Consider the following 14,573-nt stretch of genomic DNA (forward strand, 5'->3'; position numbering starts at 1 on the left):
AATAACATGTCTGCTAAAAAACGAGGTTTAGGCCGAGGACTCGATGCACTTTTAAGTTCGTCAAAGCCTGCACCAAGCGTAAGCAAGGAACAAGACACATCAAACGTGACTGAAGCTGTAAAAAATGCGGCTGAGCCAACTAACAGTGAATTACAAAAACTCCCAATCGAGTTTTTACACTCTGGTAAATATCAACCTCGTAAAGACATGTCCGAAGAGGCACTAGAAGAGCTTGCTAGTTCTATTCGCTCACAAGGTATTATTCAACCTATAGTCGTGCGCCCTATTGCACAAAATAGTTTTGAAATTATCGCTGGTGAGCGTCGTTGGCGTGCAGCGCAAATAGCTAAGCTTGAAACAGTACCTTGTATTATAAAAGACGTACCAGATGAAGCTGCAGTTGCTATTGCACTAATAGAAAATATTCAGCGTGAAGACTTAAATGCCATGGAAGAAGCGGTTGCGTTAAATCGTTTACTTAATGAGTTTGAACTAACACATCAACAAGTAGCAGATGCAGTTGGTAAATCACGTACTACAGTAACTAACTTACTTCGTTTAAATAATCTAAACAGTGATGTAAAAATACTGTTAGAACATGGCGATATTGAAATGGGGCATGCTCGTTGTTTATTAGCCCTTGAGGGAGAAGCACAATCAGATGCTGCTCGTTTAGCTGTCGCTAAAGCACTAACCGTTCGTGAAACCGAAAAGTTAGTTCGTTCAATTTTAGAACCAGTGCCAGCTAAAGAAATAGCTGAAAAAGATCCAGATGTTAAACAGTTAGAGCAACAACTCGCTGAAAACCTAGGTGCCAAAGTAGAAATAAATTACAACAAAAAAGGCAAAGGTAAGCTTGTTATTTCTTATACAAATTTGGACGAACTTGACGGCATTTTAAATCGCATTAATCAAGACAATACCCACCATTAGTTTTCTACATGTCTAAAAAGGGACATTTGTAGCTATTTCGTGTTACAAAGCGTCTACTCAAGTTGCAAAACTGGCAGGATTAAGTATAATTTCGCCAGTTTTCACACCCTAACAATTAGAACGCAATAAAGGTTAACTAAACGTGACTGATAAGTTAGCGAGTCCATATCGACTTGCCGTATTAAAGTTAATTTGCCTTCAGGGTGTTGTAGCATTAGTTGCTGCTGTAATTATTTGTTTTAGTTCGGGAGTCAATGCCGCGCTTTCATCACTCGCTGGTGGAGTTGTCGCAGTACTTCCGCACTTTGTATTTGGTCTTTATGCATTCAGACATATGGGTGCAAGTCGAGCAAATCAAGCGTATGCCTCGTTGAAACGCGGCAACGGATTAAAATTTATGCTAACAATTGTATTGTTTGCGCTAGTACTGAAGCATTTTCCGGTAATTTTATTACCCTTTTTTAGTACTTATATACTGGCGCTCTTTACTGGATTGTTCGCACCCGTTTTTTTTAAACATTAACTTTGGGATATAACATGGCAGCAGAAGAAGTTACTCTATCTGGCCATATCCAGCACCATTTGACCAATGCTAAGATGTGTTCGACCGATACAGGTCTCGCCTTCAATAAAGCATGTACGGATAGTGGTTTCTGGACATGGCATATAGATACCCTCGCATGGTCTATCGGTTTAGGTCTTATATTTTTATGGATCTTTCGTAGTGCCGCTAAAAAATCAACACTAGGTGTACCTGGAAAATTTCAATGTTTCATTGAAATGGTAGTAGAGTTTGTTGGTGACAACGTACGTGATACTTTCCATGGTAAAAGCAAGCTTATTGCACCATTAGCATTAACAATATTCGTTTGGATATTTTTAATGAACTTAATGGATTTAATACCGGTTGACTTTTTACCTGCATTGGCTGGTTTTGTTGGTGAAACTGCGTTTGGTATGGATTCACACGATGTGTACATGAAAATTGTACCAACGACTGACATTAATATGACTGCAGCGCTAGCGCTGGGTGTATTTATTTTAATGATAGGCTACTCAATTAAAATAAAAGGAATCGGTGGTTTTATTAAAGAACTAACACTTCACCCGTTTAGTTCAAATAATACTGCACTACAAATCCTTTTAATCCCGTTTAACTTATTACTTGAACTGATTGCGCTGGTTTCTAAACCGTTTTCATTAGCGCTACGTCTGTTTGGTAACTTATATGCAGGTGAATTGATTTTCATCTTGATCGGCGCTATCGGATTTATGCAATTACCATTGCATTTTGTTTGGGCTGTATTCCACATCTTAGTAATTGTATTGCAAGCATTCGTATTTATGATGCTAACAATCGTATACCTAAGCATGGCTAGCTCAGATAATCACTAATTTTATATTTACAATTTTACTTTTACTTTTAACTTTACAATTGAAACTTTGGAGAAATAAATGGAAGCTTTAGAATTATTAAACGGCTTAAAATACATCGCAGTAGCTTTACTAATCGGTTTTGGTGCAATCGGCACTGCAATCGGTTTTGGTAACATGGGCGGTAAATTCCTTGAAGCATGTGCGCGTCAACCTGAGCTTGCACCTTCGCTACAAGTTAAGATGTTTATTCTTGCTGGTCTAATCGATGCTGTAGCAATGATTGGTGTTGGTATCGCTATGGTATTGTTGTTCGTACTTTAATTTTATTTTTTGAACAGCTTACTATTTAAGGAGGAGCGGTTGTGAATTTAAACGCCACTCTTATCGGTGAATTGATTGCGTTTACGGTGTTCGTATTATTTTGTATGAAATACGTATGGCCACCACTAAACGGTGCAATTGAAGCTCGCCAGAAAAAAATCGAAGATGGTTTAGCTGCCTCTGATAGAGCCGAAAAAGACTTAGAACTTGCGCAAAAGAAAGCTGCTGAACAGCTTAAAGATGCAAAAGCTCAAGCGGCTGATATCATTGATCAAGCTAAAAAGCGTGCAGTGCTAATTGTTGACGAAGAAACACTTCGTGGTCAGCAAGAGCGTGAAAGTATCATTGCTCAAGGGCACTCTGAAGTTGAGTCTGAACGTAATCGCATAACAGAAGAGCTACGTAAGCAAGTAGCAACTCTGGCAGTGATTGGTGCAGAACGTATTTTAGAGCGTGAAATTAATCAAGCCGCACATAGTGACATCGTTGAAAAACTTGTCGCTGAGCTGTAATTAGGAGGGTATGAGCATGTCTAATTTGACTACTATCGCTCGCCCATACGCTAAAGCGGCTTTTGAACTTGCCGTTGAGAAAGGCACTCTAGAAAGCTGGAATGATATGTTGTTCTTTGCAGGCCACGTAGCCAGCAATGAACAAGCATCATCTGCTTTAGCAGGTATGCCTACAGCTACTGCACAAGCTGAATTATTTATTCAACTTTGTGCTGAGCAGCTCAACGAACAAGGTCAGAACCTAGTTAAGGTGATGGCTGAAAATGGACGTTTGACAGCTCTACCTGACGTTGCTGAGTTATTTGCTGAATTTAAAGCAGAATACGATAAAGAAATCGAAGTAGATGTGATTTCTGCAACTCCTCTTGTTGCTGCGCAACAAGAGTCATTGGTAGCGGCACTTGAAAAACGTTTCGCACGCAAAGTTAAGCTGAATTGTAGTGAAGACGCGTCAGTGGTTGGTGGACTTATTATTAGGTCTGGCGACACTGTAATCGACGGTACTATTCGCGGTAAATTAAGCCGCTTAGCTACAACACTACAATCGTAATTGGGAAAAAGAGCATGCAACTTAATTCCACTGAAATTTCAGATCTGATCAAACAACGTATTGAGAAGTTCGAAGTTGTAAGTGAAGCTCGTAACGAAGGTACTATTGTATCTGTTACTGACGGTATCATCCGCATCCACGGTCTTGCTGACTGTATGCAAGGTGAAATGATTGAGCTTCCTGGCAGCCGTTATGCTATCGCACTAAACCTTGAGCGCGACTCAATTGGTGCAGTAGTAATGGGTCCGTACGCTGACCTTACTGAAGGCGTAAAAGTATATACAACTGGTCGTATTTTAGAAGTTCCTGTTGGTCCTGGTCTACTTGGTCGTGTTGTAAACACACTAGGTGCTCCAATCGATGGTAAAGGCGCTTTAGATAACGACGGGTTTGAACCTGTAGAAAAAATTGCACCAGGTGTAATCGAGCGTAAATCAGTAGATGAGCCAGTTCAAACTGGTTATAAATCTATCGATGCGATGATTCCAGTTGGTCGTGGTCAACGTGAACTTATCATCGGTGACCGTCAAACAGGTAAAACTGCACTAGCAATCGATGCAATCATCAATCAAAAAGACACAGGCGTTAAGTGTGTGTACGTTGCGATTGGTCAAAAAGCATCTACTATTGCAAACGTAGTTCGTAAATTAGAAGAGCATGGTGCACTAGCAAATACTATCGTAGTTGTTGCATCTGCTTCTGAATCTGCGGCACTTCAGTACTTAGCACCGTTCGCGGGCTGTACTATGGGTGAATACTTCCGTGACCGTGGTGAAAACGCATTAATCGTATATGATGATTTGTCTAAGCAAGCAGTTGCTTACCGTCAAATTTCATTACTACTTAAGCGTCCACCAGGCCGTGAAGCATACCCAGGTGACGTATTCTACCTTCACTCTCGTCTTTTAGAGCGTGCATCGCGTGTAAACGCAGATTACGTTGAAAAGTTCACTAATGGTGAAGTGAAAGGTAAAACTGGTTCATTGACGGCATTGCCAATCATTGAAACTCAAGGCGGCGACGTTTCTGCGTTCGTACCGACTAACGTTATCTCTATCACCGATGGTCAGATCTTCTTAGAAACTGACTTATTCAACTCAGGTATCCGTCCGGCAGTAAATGCTGGTATCTCGGTATCGCGTGTTGGTGGTGCTGCACAAACTAAAATCGTTAAGAAACTAGGTGGCGGTATTCGTCTAGCCCTAGCTCAGTACCGTGAATTAGCTGCGTTCTCGCAGTTCGCGTCTGACCTTGATGATGCTACTCGTGCTCAACTTGAGCATGGTGAGCGTGTAACAGAGCTAATGAAGCAGAAACAGTACGCGCCAATGTCTGTTGCTGAAATGTCTTTGTCGTTATTTGCTGCTGAAAAAGGCTTCCTTCAAGACATCGAAATTTCGAAAATCGGTGACTTTGAAGCAGCTTTACTTTCTTATGCAACTAGCACATACGCAGAGCTTGTGGCTCAAATCAATGAAACTGGTAACTTGAATGCCGAGATCGAAGCGCAGCTTAAAGAACTTCTTACGAAGTTCAAGTCTACGCAAACTTGGTAATTTAGTTATTAATGGTGCGCTTTAGGAAACTAAAGCACACCTTGATTCGGAGAGAGAGTCATGGCCAGCGGAAAAGAGATTAAAAGCAAGATCGGGAGTATTAAAAATACTCAAAAGATCACTAGCGCAATGGAAATGGTTGCTGCGTCTAAAATGAAAAGGGCGCAAGAACGCGTTGCTTCAAGCCGTCCATACGCTAATAAATTACGTGAAGTAATTGGTCGTGTTGCTCAAGCAAATCTTGATTTTACTCACCCGTTCTTAAAAGAACGTGAAGTAAAACGAGTTGGTTATATTGTTATCTCTACAGACCGTGGTCTGTGTGGCGGCCTAAACTCAAACGAGTTTAAGAAAGTTGCACTTGATGTTAAAGCGTGGAAAGAGAAAGGTGTTGATGCTGAATTTGCTACTTTAGGTAGTAAGGCAGCAGGCTTCTTTCAACGTTTTGGTGGTCAACTACTCGCTAAAAAAGCGGGCCTAGGAGATAAACCTTCAGTACAAGACGTTATTGGTCCTGTAAAAGTTATGCTTGATGCATTTTCTGAAGGCAAAATAGACCGTTTATTCTTGGTATATAACAAATTCGTTAATACCATGAAGCAAGAGCCAATTATAGATCAGTTACTCCCTTTGCCAAAAGCTGAAGAAGAAGTATCTGCTCACACATGGGATTACTTATACGAGCCAAACCCAGAGGCTATTTTAGAGTCTTTGTTAGTACGCTTTATTGAGTCTCAAGCATACCAAGGTGTGGTAGAAAATGCTGCCTCAGAACAGGCTGCTCGTATGGTTGCAATGAAAGCTGCAACTGATAACGCAGGTGACCTTATGGACGAGCTACAGCTTGTTTATAACAAGGCTCGCCAAGCAGCAATCACACAAGAAATTAGTGAGATTTGTTCTGGCTCAGCAGCAGTTTAATGCTTCAGGTAAAGATTAACGAGAGGAATAGACATGAGTTTAGGTAAGGTCGTCCAAATTATCGGCGCCGTTGTGGATATTGAATTTCCACAAGATAGCGTGCCAGCGGTATACCACGCACTAAGAGTAACAGATGGCGATTTAGCTGGTTTGACTTTAGAAGTTCAACAACAGCTAGGTGGCGGTGTAGTGCGTACTATCGCTATGGGTACTACTGATGGTTTACGTCGTAGTGCTTTAGTTATGAATACAGGTGAATCGATTCAAGTTCCAGTTGGTAAAGCAACACTTGGTCGTATCATGAACGTACTTGGTGAGCCAATCGATGAAGCGGGTCCAATCGGCGAAGAAGACCGTATGTCTATTCACCGTGCAGCGCCTTCATACGAAGAGCAATCAAGTTCAGTTGAGCTTTTAGAAACTGGTATCAAGGTTATCGACCTTGTATGTCCGTTTGCTAAAGGTGGTAAAGTTGGTTTATTCGGTGGTGCCGGTGTTGGTAAAACTGTAAACATGATGGAACTTATCCGTAACATCGCAATCGAGCACAGCGGCTACTCAGTATTCGCAGGTGTTGGTGAGCGTACACGTGAGGGTAACGATTTCTACCATGAGATGAACGATTCAAACGTACTTGATAAAGTATCGCTTGTATACGGTCAGATGAACGAGCCTCCAGGTAACCGTTTACGCGTAGCGTTAACAGGTCTTACTATGGCTGAAAAGTTCCGTGATGAAGGTCGCGATGTACTTTTCTTCGTAGATAACATCTACCGTTATACTCTTGCTGGTACAGAAGTATCTGCACTACTTGGTCGTATGCCATCAGCGGTAGGTTACCAGCCTACACTTGCTGAAGAAATGGGTGTGCTTCAAGAGCGTATCGCTTCTACTAAGACGGGTTCAATTACATCAATCCAAGCGGTATACGTACCTGCGGATGATTTAACAGATCCATCTCCAGCAACTACCTTTGCTCACTTAGACGCAACAGTAGTACTTTCACGTGATATCGCATCACTTGGTATCTACCCAGCGGTAGACCCACTTGATTCATCTTCACGTCAACTTGACCCACAAGTAATTGGTCAAGAGCACTACGATACAGCACGTGGCGTTCAAACAGTTCTTCAGCGTTACAAAGAACTTAAAGACATCATTGCAATCCTAGGTATGGACGAGCTTTCTGACGAAGATAAGCAACTTGTATCTCGTGCACGTAAAATCCAACGTTTCCTATCTCAGCCATTCTTCGTGGCAGAGGTATTTACAGGCGCGTCTGGTAAATACGTATCACTGAAAGATACAATTGCTGGCTTCAAAGGCATTTTAAACGGCGAGTTTGATGAGCTTCCAGAGCAAGCGTTTTACATGGTTGGCTCTATCGAAGAAGCTCAAGAAAAAGCCAAAGGCATGTAACTAGGAGGGTAGTATGACAGCTATGACTGTACATCTTGACGTAGTAAGCGCAGAGCAGAGCTTGTTCTCTGGTCTTGTTGAATCGATTCAAGTATCTGGTAGTGAAGGCGAGCTGGGTGTAAACCTAGGTCATGCTCCACTACTAACTGCCCTTAAACCTGGTATGGTACGTTTAGTTAAGCAATATGGTCACGAAGATGTGTTATATGTTGCTGGCGGTACATTAGAAGTTCAACCAAATCACATCACGATTCTTGCAGATACTGCGGTTCGTGGTGAAGATTTAGATGAAGATTCTGTACAAAAAGCTAAACGTGAAGCTGAAGAACATATGGCGAATTCGTCAGCTGTTGAGTTTGATTATCAACAAGCGGCTACGCGACTGGCAGAAGCAGTTGCTCAGTTACGCGTAATTCAGCAATTACGTCACAAGTAAGCCTATCCGGTTTTGAAAAGCCCACTTTATGTGGGCTTTTTTGTGTCTGTAATTTAAACATGGTGTATCGCTTATTTATAATTGTTAAATAACAGGTCTATCAGACTATTATCTGTGCTTTATCACTTATATCCTTCACCAATCCTCGCTACAATAACGTCATCCAATTAAGTGTGTTTTTCAGTCAAGATTCAGTACGAATAAACTAACCTACTGAGTATCTGCACAAGAAGTGATTTACGTAATCTTCTGCACAAACATAATACTTATTTAGCTAAAACAACGGAAAAAGGAAATTGTTTTAATGGCTCTAACAACTGTTATTCTTGCTGCGGGTAAAGGTACTCGTATGCGTTCTGCTCTACCTAAAGTTTTGCACAATGTTGCAGGTAAACCAATGGTACAGCACGTTATTGATAATGCGATGGCATTAGGTGCAACGACTACAAACTTAGTTTACGGACACGGCGGCGAACTATTACAACAGCAACTTGCCGATAACGATGTAAATTGGGTACTTCAAGCAGAGCAACTTGGTACTGGCCACGCAGTCGCGCAAGCCAACTCTCATATTAACGATGAAGACACAGTATTGATTTTATACGGCGATGTACCGCTAACAAAACAATCAACTCTAGAGCGTTTATTAGCTGCAACACCTAAAAATGGTTTAGCGGTATTAACGGTAAATTTGGTAAACCCAAATGGCTATGGTCGCATGCTTCGTGTCGGTGGTAAGTTAGTCGGTATTGTTGAGCAAAAAGATGCAAGCTCAGAGCAGTTACTTATTAACGAAGTAAATACAGGCATTATGGCTGTTAACGGTAAGCTATTAAAAACATGGTTAGGTAACTTATCTAACAATAATGCACAAGGCGAGTACTACTTAACAGATATCGTTGCAATGGCTCACAATGAAGGCGTAGAGATCACTTCAGCGCAACCAGATCATGCAATGGAAGTTGAAGGCGCAAATAACCGTGTACAACTTGCAGGCTTAGAGCGCGCTTACCAAGCATGGCAAGCAGAAGAGTTAATGTTAAATGGCGCTACCCTGGCCGACCCTGCTCGTATTGATGTTCGCGGAAATGTTAAAACAGGCGAAGACGTATTAGTTGATATAAACGTTATCTTTGAAGGTGATGTAACCCTTGGTAACAATGTACAAATTGGCCCTAACTGTGTACTTAAAAACTGTACCATAGGCGATAACGTGGTAATAAAGGCTAATACCCTAATTGAAGATGCAAGCGTAGCTGCTAAATGTACGCTAGGCCCTTATGCTCGCCTTCGCCCAGGCGCTGTTATGGAAGAAGACTCACACATTGGTAACTTTGTTGAGATGAAAAAAACCCGTTTAGGCAAAGGCTCAAAAGCCAACCACTTAAGTTATTTAGGTGATGCTGAAATTGGCGAAAAAGTGAATATTGGCGCTGGTACTATTACCTGCAACTACGATGGTGTTAATAAATCAAAAACTATTATTGGCGATAATGCTTTTATTGGCTCTAATTCATCACTCGTTGCCCCAGTAAATATAGGCGCAACTGCAACAATTGGTGCAGGCTCTGTGATCACCAGTACCGTTGAAGATGACCAATTAGCAATAGCACGCTCTAAACAGCGTAATTTAACGGGTTGGAAACGCCCAGTTAAAAAATAACAATTAGAGGCTACTTAGGTAGCCTTTTTTATTTTAGTTGAAGTTTAAATTGCTCTTTATAGCGTCTAGATAGGTTTAGTACTTTACCTGTAGTTAATTTTATTTCACTGTCGCCACTGGATAGTGGTGTAATAGACTCCACTTTATCGAGTTTTACGCCATGGCTGCGGTGAATTCTACAAAACCCCTGCACTTCAAGTTGTTTACTTAATGCTGTAAGCGTTGCCCTTAACGGATATATACGTGAGCCTATATGTAGGTTTACATAATTACCCGACGATTCAAGCCAATCAACATCCTCTATTTTTATAATGAATTCTTTTCCGAGCTTTTTAACTAATAGGCGGTTTATGGTCGATGTTGTTTGCTGCTCACTTTCTTCAATTGAAGAGGCTTCACCTAGTAACTGCTGCACCACATATTGATATACTTTGATAAGTACGATGAAAAACACAAAGCTTATAGCGTCTTTCTGGTATTCATAAATAAGCTCAAACCAGCTAAGTCCAAAGTTGTAAGACCCATCATTCAACAAATATATGAATTTACGAACCCCTACCATAATACCAACGTGTAACACGCTAAATATAATAGAGGCAGCAAAGTACGTACCTAATGAGGCCGTAATATTTTGCCAATTAAAAGATAAGTGTCTTAAAAACCAAATTAAAATAGGGAATATAAGCAAAGTACTCAAGGCACTTGAATACTCCCAAACAAATGGCTCCCACATTAAAAAAGTTAAAGCTCCTTCTCTTTGGGCTTCCATTATTTGGGTTGTAGCGTTTACTGTATTATTAATTAATACGTAAGCACACAGTAATACTGATGCGTAAATGCTTTGAAAACGTTGAAAGTGCTGTAGGTTCATAAATATATGCTTATTGCTGACGTGGCACGCTTATCCCTGTATACCACCTTTTATCACTATTGCTTGTAATATAAGCACTTATAGATAGTTTTAGCGAGATCTTTAGGTATGAATAACGCATAACATACATAAAGTAGTAAAAGCATGAGCACTCAAGTACAACAACCTTCATTAGTTAATTCGCGTAAATATTACCTTGATTGGCTTAGGATAATCGCATTTGCGTCGCTAATTTTTTATCACATTGGCATGTTGTATAGTGAAAACTGGGGATTTCATTTTAAAAGTAATTATACATCACAGTATGTTGAATATTTAATGTTGGTGTTTTCACCTTGGCGCATGTTGCTCATTTGGTTTATATCGGGCGTAGCACTGCGTTTTATGATTGATAAAGTACGCAGCTTTAAGTCTTGGTTACATTTCACTTTATACCGCTCTATTTTTTTACTATTACCCCTGCTGGTGGGGTTATGGTTAATAGTGCCTTTACAGCTGTTTGCAGAAATGTCGCAGCGCGGTGTTATTGATATTAGTTATTGGCAATTTTATTTAGCTTTTATAGAGATTAACAATACGCTTTTTATTAATTATCAGTCTGGAGTGTGGCCGCATGTGGATGTAAATCACTTGTGGTATTTGCGCTCGTTGTGGCAATTTATGCTGATCATTATTGTTTTAACTCTTTTTGCACGCTTGCCCTTTATTGCGCCTTTAAAAATATTTGTTAAGGGGGGTATGTCATTTGGGTTTTTAATTACCTTGCTCACTATTGCCACACTATTTACAAGCCATTACTTAACTGGCGATTCAATTAGAGAGACTAACGGCTTAATACTGCTACTCGCAGGATACATACTTGCTAAAAACACTTACTTTTGGAACTGCTTAGATAAAAACTTGGTATTACTAGCTTTGAGTTTTGCGGTTTTGTTTGTACTTATAATATTAAGTTATCAGAAAGTGTTTACTCTTCCTCATTTTATTTTAAGCGCTAGCTACAATATTCAACGTGTTGTAGGTGTATTTTTTGTACTCGCGCTCGCTCACCGATTTTTAAATTTTAATACCTATTATTTAAAGCAACTCAATGCATGGGTGTTTCCCTTTTATTTATTGCATCAAAGCATTTTGATTATTTTGTGTTTTTTACTGCAACCTTTAAGTTTAGGGGCTGTTGTTGAACCATTCATCATTATTACAGGAACTTGGTCTCTCTGCGGGGTTATAACATGGAGTATTACACGTATTGATGTATTTAGACCTTTGCTAGGGGTTGCAATTAAACGAGATTATTCCCCTACTGTAAAAATGCTTGGCTATACGGCCGCTTTAATCTTAATAACGCCGCTAGCGTATAAGCTAATTACTTAGGCTACGAGGCTGTATTAAAACTGCCATAATCTTGTCATGCCTGTGTGTTGATATTTAGCAAATACAATACTAAGGAAAATCACATGTTTAAAAAATCAATTATTGCGCTGTCACTTATATCTGTACTTACTGGTTGCTCACTTGATGGTGACGATGGCCAAAACGGCTCTCAAGGATTACAGGGAGAACAAGGCACAACTGGAACTAATGGGATAAATGGTGTAAATGCTAATTCAGTATTAAATATTAGCCTCGTAGGAAGAGGAGTATTAAATGCACAAAGTCCAGAAGGTGCCGCTGAAATAGTTGCTTACCAAGTATCTAAAAAATGGATTTACGCTATTAACAGTTCAGGCGATGACGCTGTTATTAATATTTTACCCGCCGACACCTTTGATACTGCCGCACTTGTTAAAGATAACGAAGGGGTTATCAGCGCCACAAATTTAACGTCCGTTATTACGTTGTCTTTAAAAGAGCATACCCAAGGCGATGCAAACAGTATTGCTATTGATGAAAACAATAATTTACTAGCGGTCGCAATGGCTGCTAAAAACACGGGTGATGCAGGTCAAATTGCTTTTTACGATATAAGCGGCGACTCACCTGTATTTATTAAAAACGTAACGGTCGGATTTTTACCAGACATGGTGACGTTCACCCATGATGGCGCAAAGGCAGTGGTTGCTAACGAAGGTGAACCAAGTGGCGACTACAGCGTAGATCCTGAAGGTTCTATTAGTATTATAGATATAACAAATAATGTAATAGCCGATACGGCAATAAATATTGATTTTAAAGCCTATAACAACAAGCAAGCCGAACTAGAAGCGCAAGGGGTAGTTTTTGCAAACCCAAATGGTCGTACTATTAACGGTAATCTAATTAATACCACAGTAGCTATGGATTTAGAGCCCGAGTACGTTAGTATTTCTAAAGATAACAAATATGCTTATGTATCTATTCAAGAAAACAATGCACTTGCAATAGTTAACCTACAAGACAACAGTCTTGAGCTAAAGGGCTTAGGCTTTAAAGATTGGTCAAGCTTACAACTTGATGCCTCAGATAAAGATGGCGGCGTTAATTTTAAATCATACCCAGGGCTCTATGGTATGTACCAGCCCGATACTATCTCAAGCTTTAGTTGGAAAGGCGCTAACTTTATAGTTACTGCCAACGAAGGTGACGCAAGAGAATACTTTTTTGATACAACGGATGAAGCAGACTGTATAGCAAAGGGCGGACTTGATTACGATAAAGACGATGGCTGCTTAGCTTATATAGATGAAAGCCGCGTTGAAGACTTAACGCTTGCAGCTAATTTTGATTACTTAAATAACGACGATAACGATATTGGTCGCTTAAAAGTAACAACAATAAAAGGCGATACTAATAATGATGGTCAATACGAATCGCTTTATGCTTATGGTGCACGTTCGTTTACCATTTGGGACAGCAATGGGCTGGTGGTGTTTGATTCAGGCGATGATATAGGTCGAATTACTGCATCGGTTCATGGTGAAGCATTTAACAACAATGAAGATGAAAACAAAGGTGATTCACGTTCAGATGATAAAGGCGCAGAGCCTGAAGCGCTGACTATTGGTAAAATTGACGATCGTACATTTGCTTTTATAGGGCTTGAGCGTATGGGTGGGATTATGGTTTATGATATTACCAATCCATATAATGTGCAGTTTGAAGACTACTTCTATAATAGAGGCTTAATTAAAGGTGCGAATATTACAGGCGATTTAGCGCCTGAAGGAATGGTATTCGTTCCAGCAGAGCAAAGTGCGACAGGAAACCCACTCTTAATCGTTGGAAATGAAATATCAGGCTCCATTGCCGTATGGGAAATAGCATCTAAATTAACCTTTAATTTAAAATAAAGCTGTGTGTTGTTTGTTTAACATACAGCTTAGTTTAAACCTTACTAATACATCATCAATAGATACATATATAGTGCGTGTTTTTTAAACTAAAAATATCCTGTAGCCCTTTATTTGTATAGCTTTCATACTAAATTCATTTAATTGTCAAAAAGCTGAAATAAAACATTGACCCCCGCTCGAATCTCCCTATAATGCGACCCCACTGAGACGGGAAACGCCAACGCATAGCGAGGCACGAACTACTCAGAGAGTTAAATAAAACTTCGGTTTTAAATTGTCGAAAGAAACTTTAAAACAAAGTGTTGACTCAAAAAATAAAGGGTGTATTATTCGCATCCCTTGAGGCGCTAAAGCGACTCAAACGTTCTTTAACAATATAAAGCAATCATCTGTGTGGGCACTCGTACAGATTGAGTTCTAACAGCCAAGCTACTTCGGTAGCGAGGCAAACAAATTAGAGTCTCAATTGAAAACTGAGTGGCCATATGTTATTAAAAGATACAGCCTTGAGCTGTTTTGATTTCACTTTTTTAAAAGTGAAAATAATAACGCACAGTCAATTCGTTTTTGGCAACAAAAACAAAAATTCAGAATTCATTGAGCTGTCGAAAGACATGAAACTTTTTAATTGAAGAGTTTGATCATGGCTCAGATTGAACGCTGGCGGCAGGCCTAACACATGCAAGTCGAGCGGTAACAGAAAGTAGCTTGCTACTTTGCTGACGAGCGGCGGACGGGTGAG

General features: G+C 40.1%; 14 protein-coding genes and 1 rRNA gene. 14 read left to right on the forward strand and 1 reads right to left on the reverse strand.

Going from position 1 to position 14,573, the window contains the following annotated elements; genetic code table 11:
• Positions 1 to 6: 6 nt before the first annotated feature.
• The 11 genes from H5087_RS19085 (at position 7) to glmU (ending at position 9,688) form a co-directional block, all read left to right on the forward strand.
• Positions 7 to 933, forward strand: coding sequence for a ParB/RepB/Spo0J family partition protein (locus H5087_RS19085; RefSeq protein WP_149594801.1), 927 nt, complete (start codon positions 7 to 9; stop codon positions 931 to 933).
• A gap of 142 nt (positions 934 to 1,075) precedes the next feature.
• Positions 1,076 to 1,456 carry an ATP synthase subunit I gene (locus tag H5087_RS19090; protein WP_004335240.1) on the forward strand — a complete coding sequence of 127 codons (381 nt, stop codon included), beginning with the start codon at positions 1,076 to 1,078 and terminating at the stop codon, positions 1,454 to 1,456.
• A 14-nt stretch (positions 1,457 to 1,470) separates the two neighbouring features.
• Positions 1,471 to 2,328, forward strand: coding sequence for a F0F1 ATP synthase subunit A (gene atpB, locus H5087_RS19095; RefSeq protein WP_024597178.1), 858 nt, complete (start codon positions 1,471 to 1,473; stop codon positions 2,326 to 2,328).
• A gap of 60 nt (positions 2,329 to 2,388) precedes the next feature.
• On the forward strand, positions 2,389 to 2,631 hold the full coding sequence (gene atpE, locus H5087_RS19100; RefSeq protein ID WP_008112128.1) for a F0F1 ATP synthase subunit C: 243 nt from the start codon (positions 2,389 to 2,391) through the stop codon (positions 2,629 to 2,631).
• A gap of 41 nt (positions 2,632 to 2,672) precedes the next feature.
• The gene (atpF, locus tag H5087_RS19105) at positions 2,673 to 3,143 is read left to right on the forward strand and encodes a F0F1 ATP synthase subunit B (RefSeq protein ID WP_004335264.1); all 471 of its coding nucleotides are present in this window, start codon (positions 2,673 to 2,675) and stop codon (positions 3,141 to 3,143) included.
• A gap of 16 nt (positions 3,144 to 3,159) precedes the next feature.
• Positions 3,160 to 3,693, forward strand: a complete 534-nt coding sequence (atpH, locus tag H5087_RS19110; RefSeq protein WP_004335267.1) for a F0F1 ATP synthase subunit delta — start codon at positions 3,160 to 3,162, stop codon at positions 3,691 to 3,693.
• A 14-nt stretch (positions 3,694 to 3,707) separates the two neighbouring features.
• Positions 3,708 to 5,249 (forward strand): F0F1 ATP synthase subunit alpha, encoded by a 1,542-nt coding sequence (gene atpA, locus H5087_RS19115; RefSeq protein WP_024597177.1) that lies wholly within the window; start codon positions 3,708 to 3,710, stop codon positions 5,247 to 5,249.
• Positions 5,250 to 5,309: 60 nt separating this feature from the next.
• A complete protein-coding gene (atpG, locus tag H5087_RS19120; RefSeq protein ID WP_182673049.1) occupies positions 5,310 to 6,170 on the forward strand; it encodes a F0F1 ATP synthase subunit gamma in 861 nt (286 codons plus the stop codon).
• Positions 6,171 to 6,203: 33 nt separating this feature from the next.
• Complete coding sequence (atpD, locus tag H5087_RS19125) at positions 6,204 to 7,589, forward strand: F0F1 ATP synthase subunit beta (protein WP_004335274.1); 1,386 nt, start codon at positions 6,204 to 6,206, stop codon at positions 7,587 to 7,589.
• A 13-nt stretch (positions 7,590 to 7,602) separates the two neighbouring features.
• On the forward strand, positions 7,603 to 8,025 hold the full coding sequence (locus H5087_RS19130; protein ID WP_004335277.1) for a F0F1 ATP synthase subunit epsilon: 423 nt from the start codon (positions 7,603 to 7,605) through the stop codon (positions 8,023 to 8,025).
• A 304-nt stretch (positions 8,026 to 8,329) separates the two neighbouring features.
• Positions 8,330 to 9,688 (forward strand): bifunctional UDP-N-acetylglucosamine diphosphorylase/glucosamine-1-phosphate N-acetyltransferase GlmU, encoded by a 1,359-nt coding sequence (gene glmU / locus H5087_RS19135; RefSeq protein ID WP_182673050.1) that lies wholly within the window; start codon positions 8,330 to 8,332, stop codon positions 9,686 to 9,688.
• Positions 9,689 to 9,716: 28 nt separating this feature from the next.
• Here glmU and H5087_RS19140 read toward each other — a convergent pair whose 3' ends face one another.
• Positions 9,717 to 10,559, reverse strand: a complete 843-nt coding sequence (locus tag H5087_RS19140; RefSeq protein ID WP_182673051.1) for a LytTR family DNA-binding domain-containing protein — start codon at positions 10,557 to 10,559, stop codon at positions 9,717 to 9,719.
• Between the two features lie 144 nt (positions 10,560 to 10,703).
• On the opposite strand from H5087_RS19140, the gene H5087_RS19145 reads away from it, so the two are divergent.
• The 3 genes from H5087_RS19145 to H5087_RS19155 form a co-directional block, all read left to right on the forward strand.
• Positions 10,704 to 11,933: an acyltransferase family protein gene (locus H5087_RS19145; protein ID WP_182673052.1), complete on the forward strand. Its 1,230-nt coding sequence runs from the start codon at positions 10,704 to 10,706 to the stop codon at positions 11,931 to 11,933.
• 83 nt (positions 11,934 to 12,016) lie between these two features.
• The gene (locus tag H5087_RS19150; protein WP_182673053.1) at positions 12,017 to 13,828 is read left to right on the forward strand and encodes a choice-of-anchor I family protein; all 1,812 of its coding nucleotides are present in this window, start codon (positions 12,017 to 12,019) and stop codon (positions 13,826 to 13,828) included.
• A gap of 628 nt (positions 13,829 to 14,456) precedes the next feature.
• Positions 14,457 to 14,573 (forward strand): 16S ribosomal RNA (locus H5087_RS19155); the annotation flags it as partial.

This window comes from Pseudoalteromonas sp. SR43-7 (genome assembly GCF_014163785.1).
GTDB lineage: Bacteria > Pseudomonadota > Gammaproteobacteria > Enterobacterales > Alteromonadaceae > Pseudoalteromonas > Pseudoalteromonas distincta.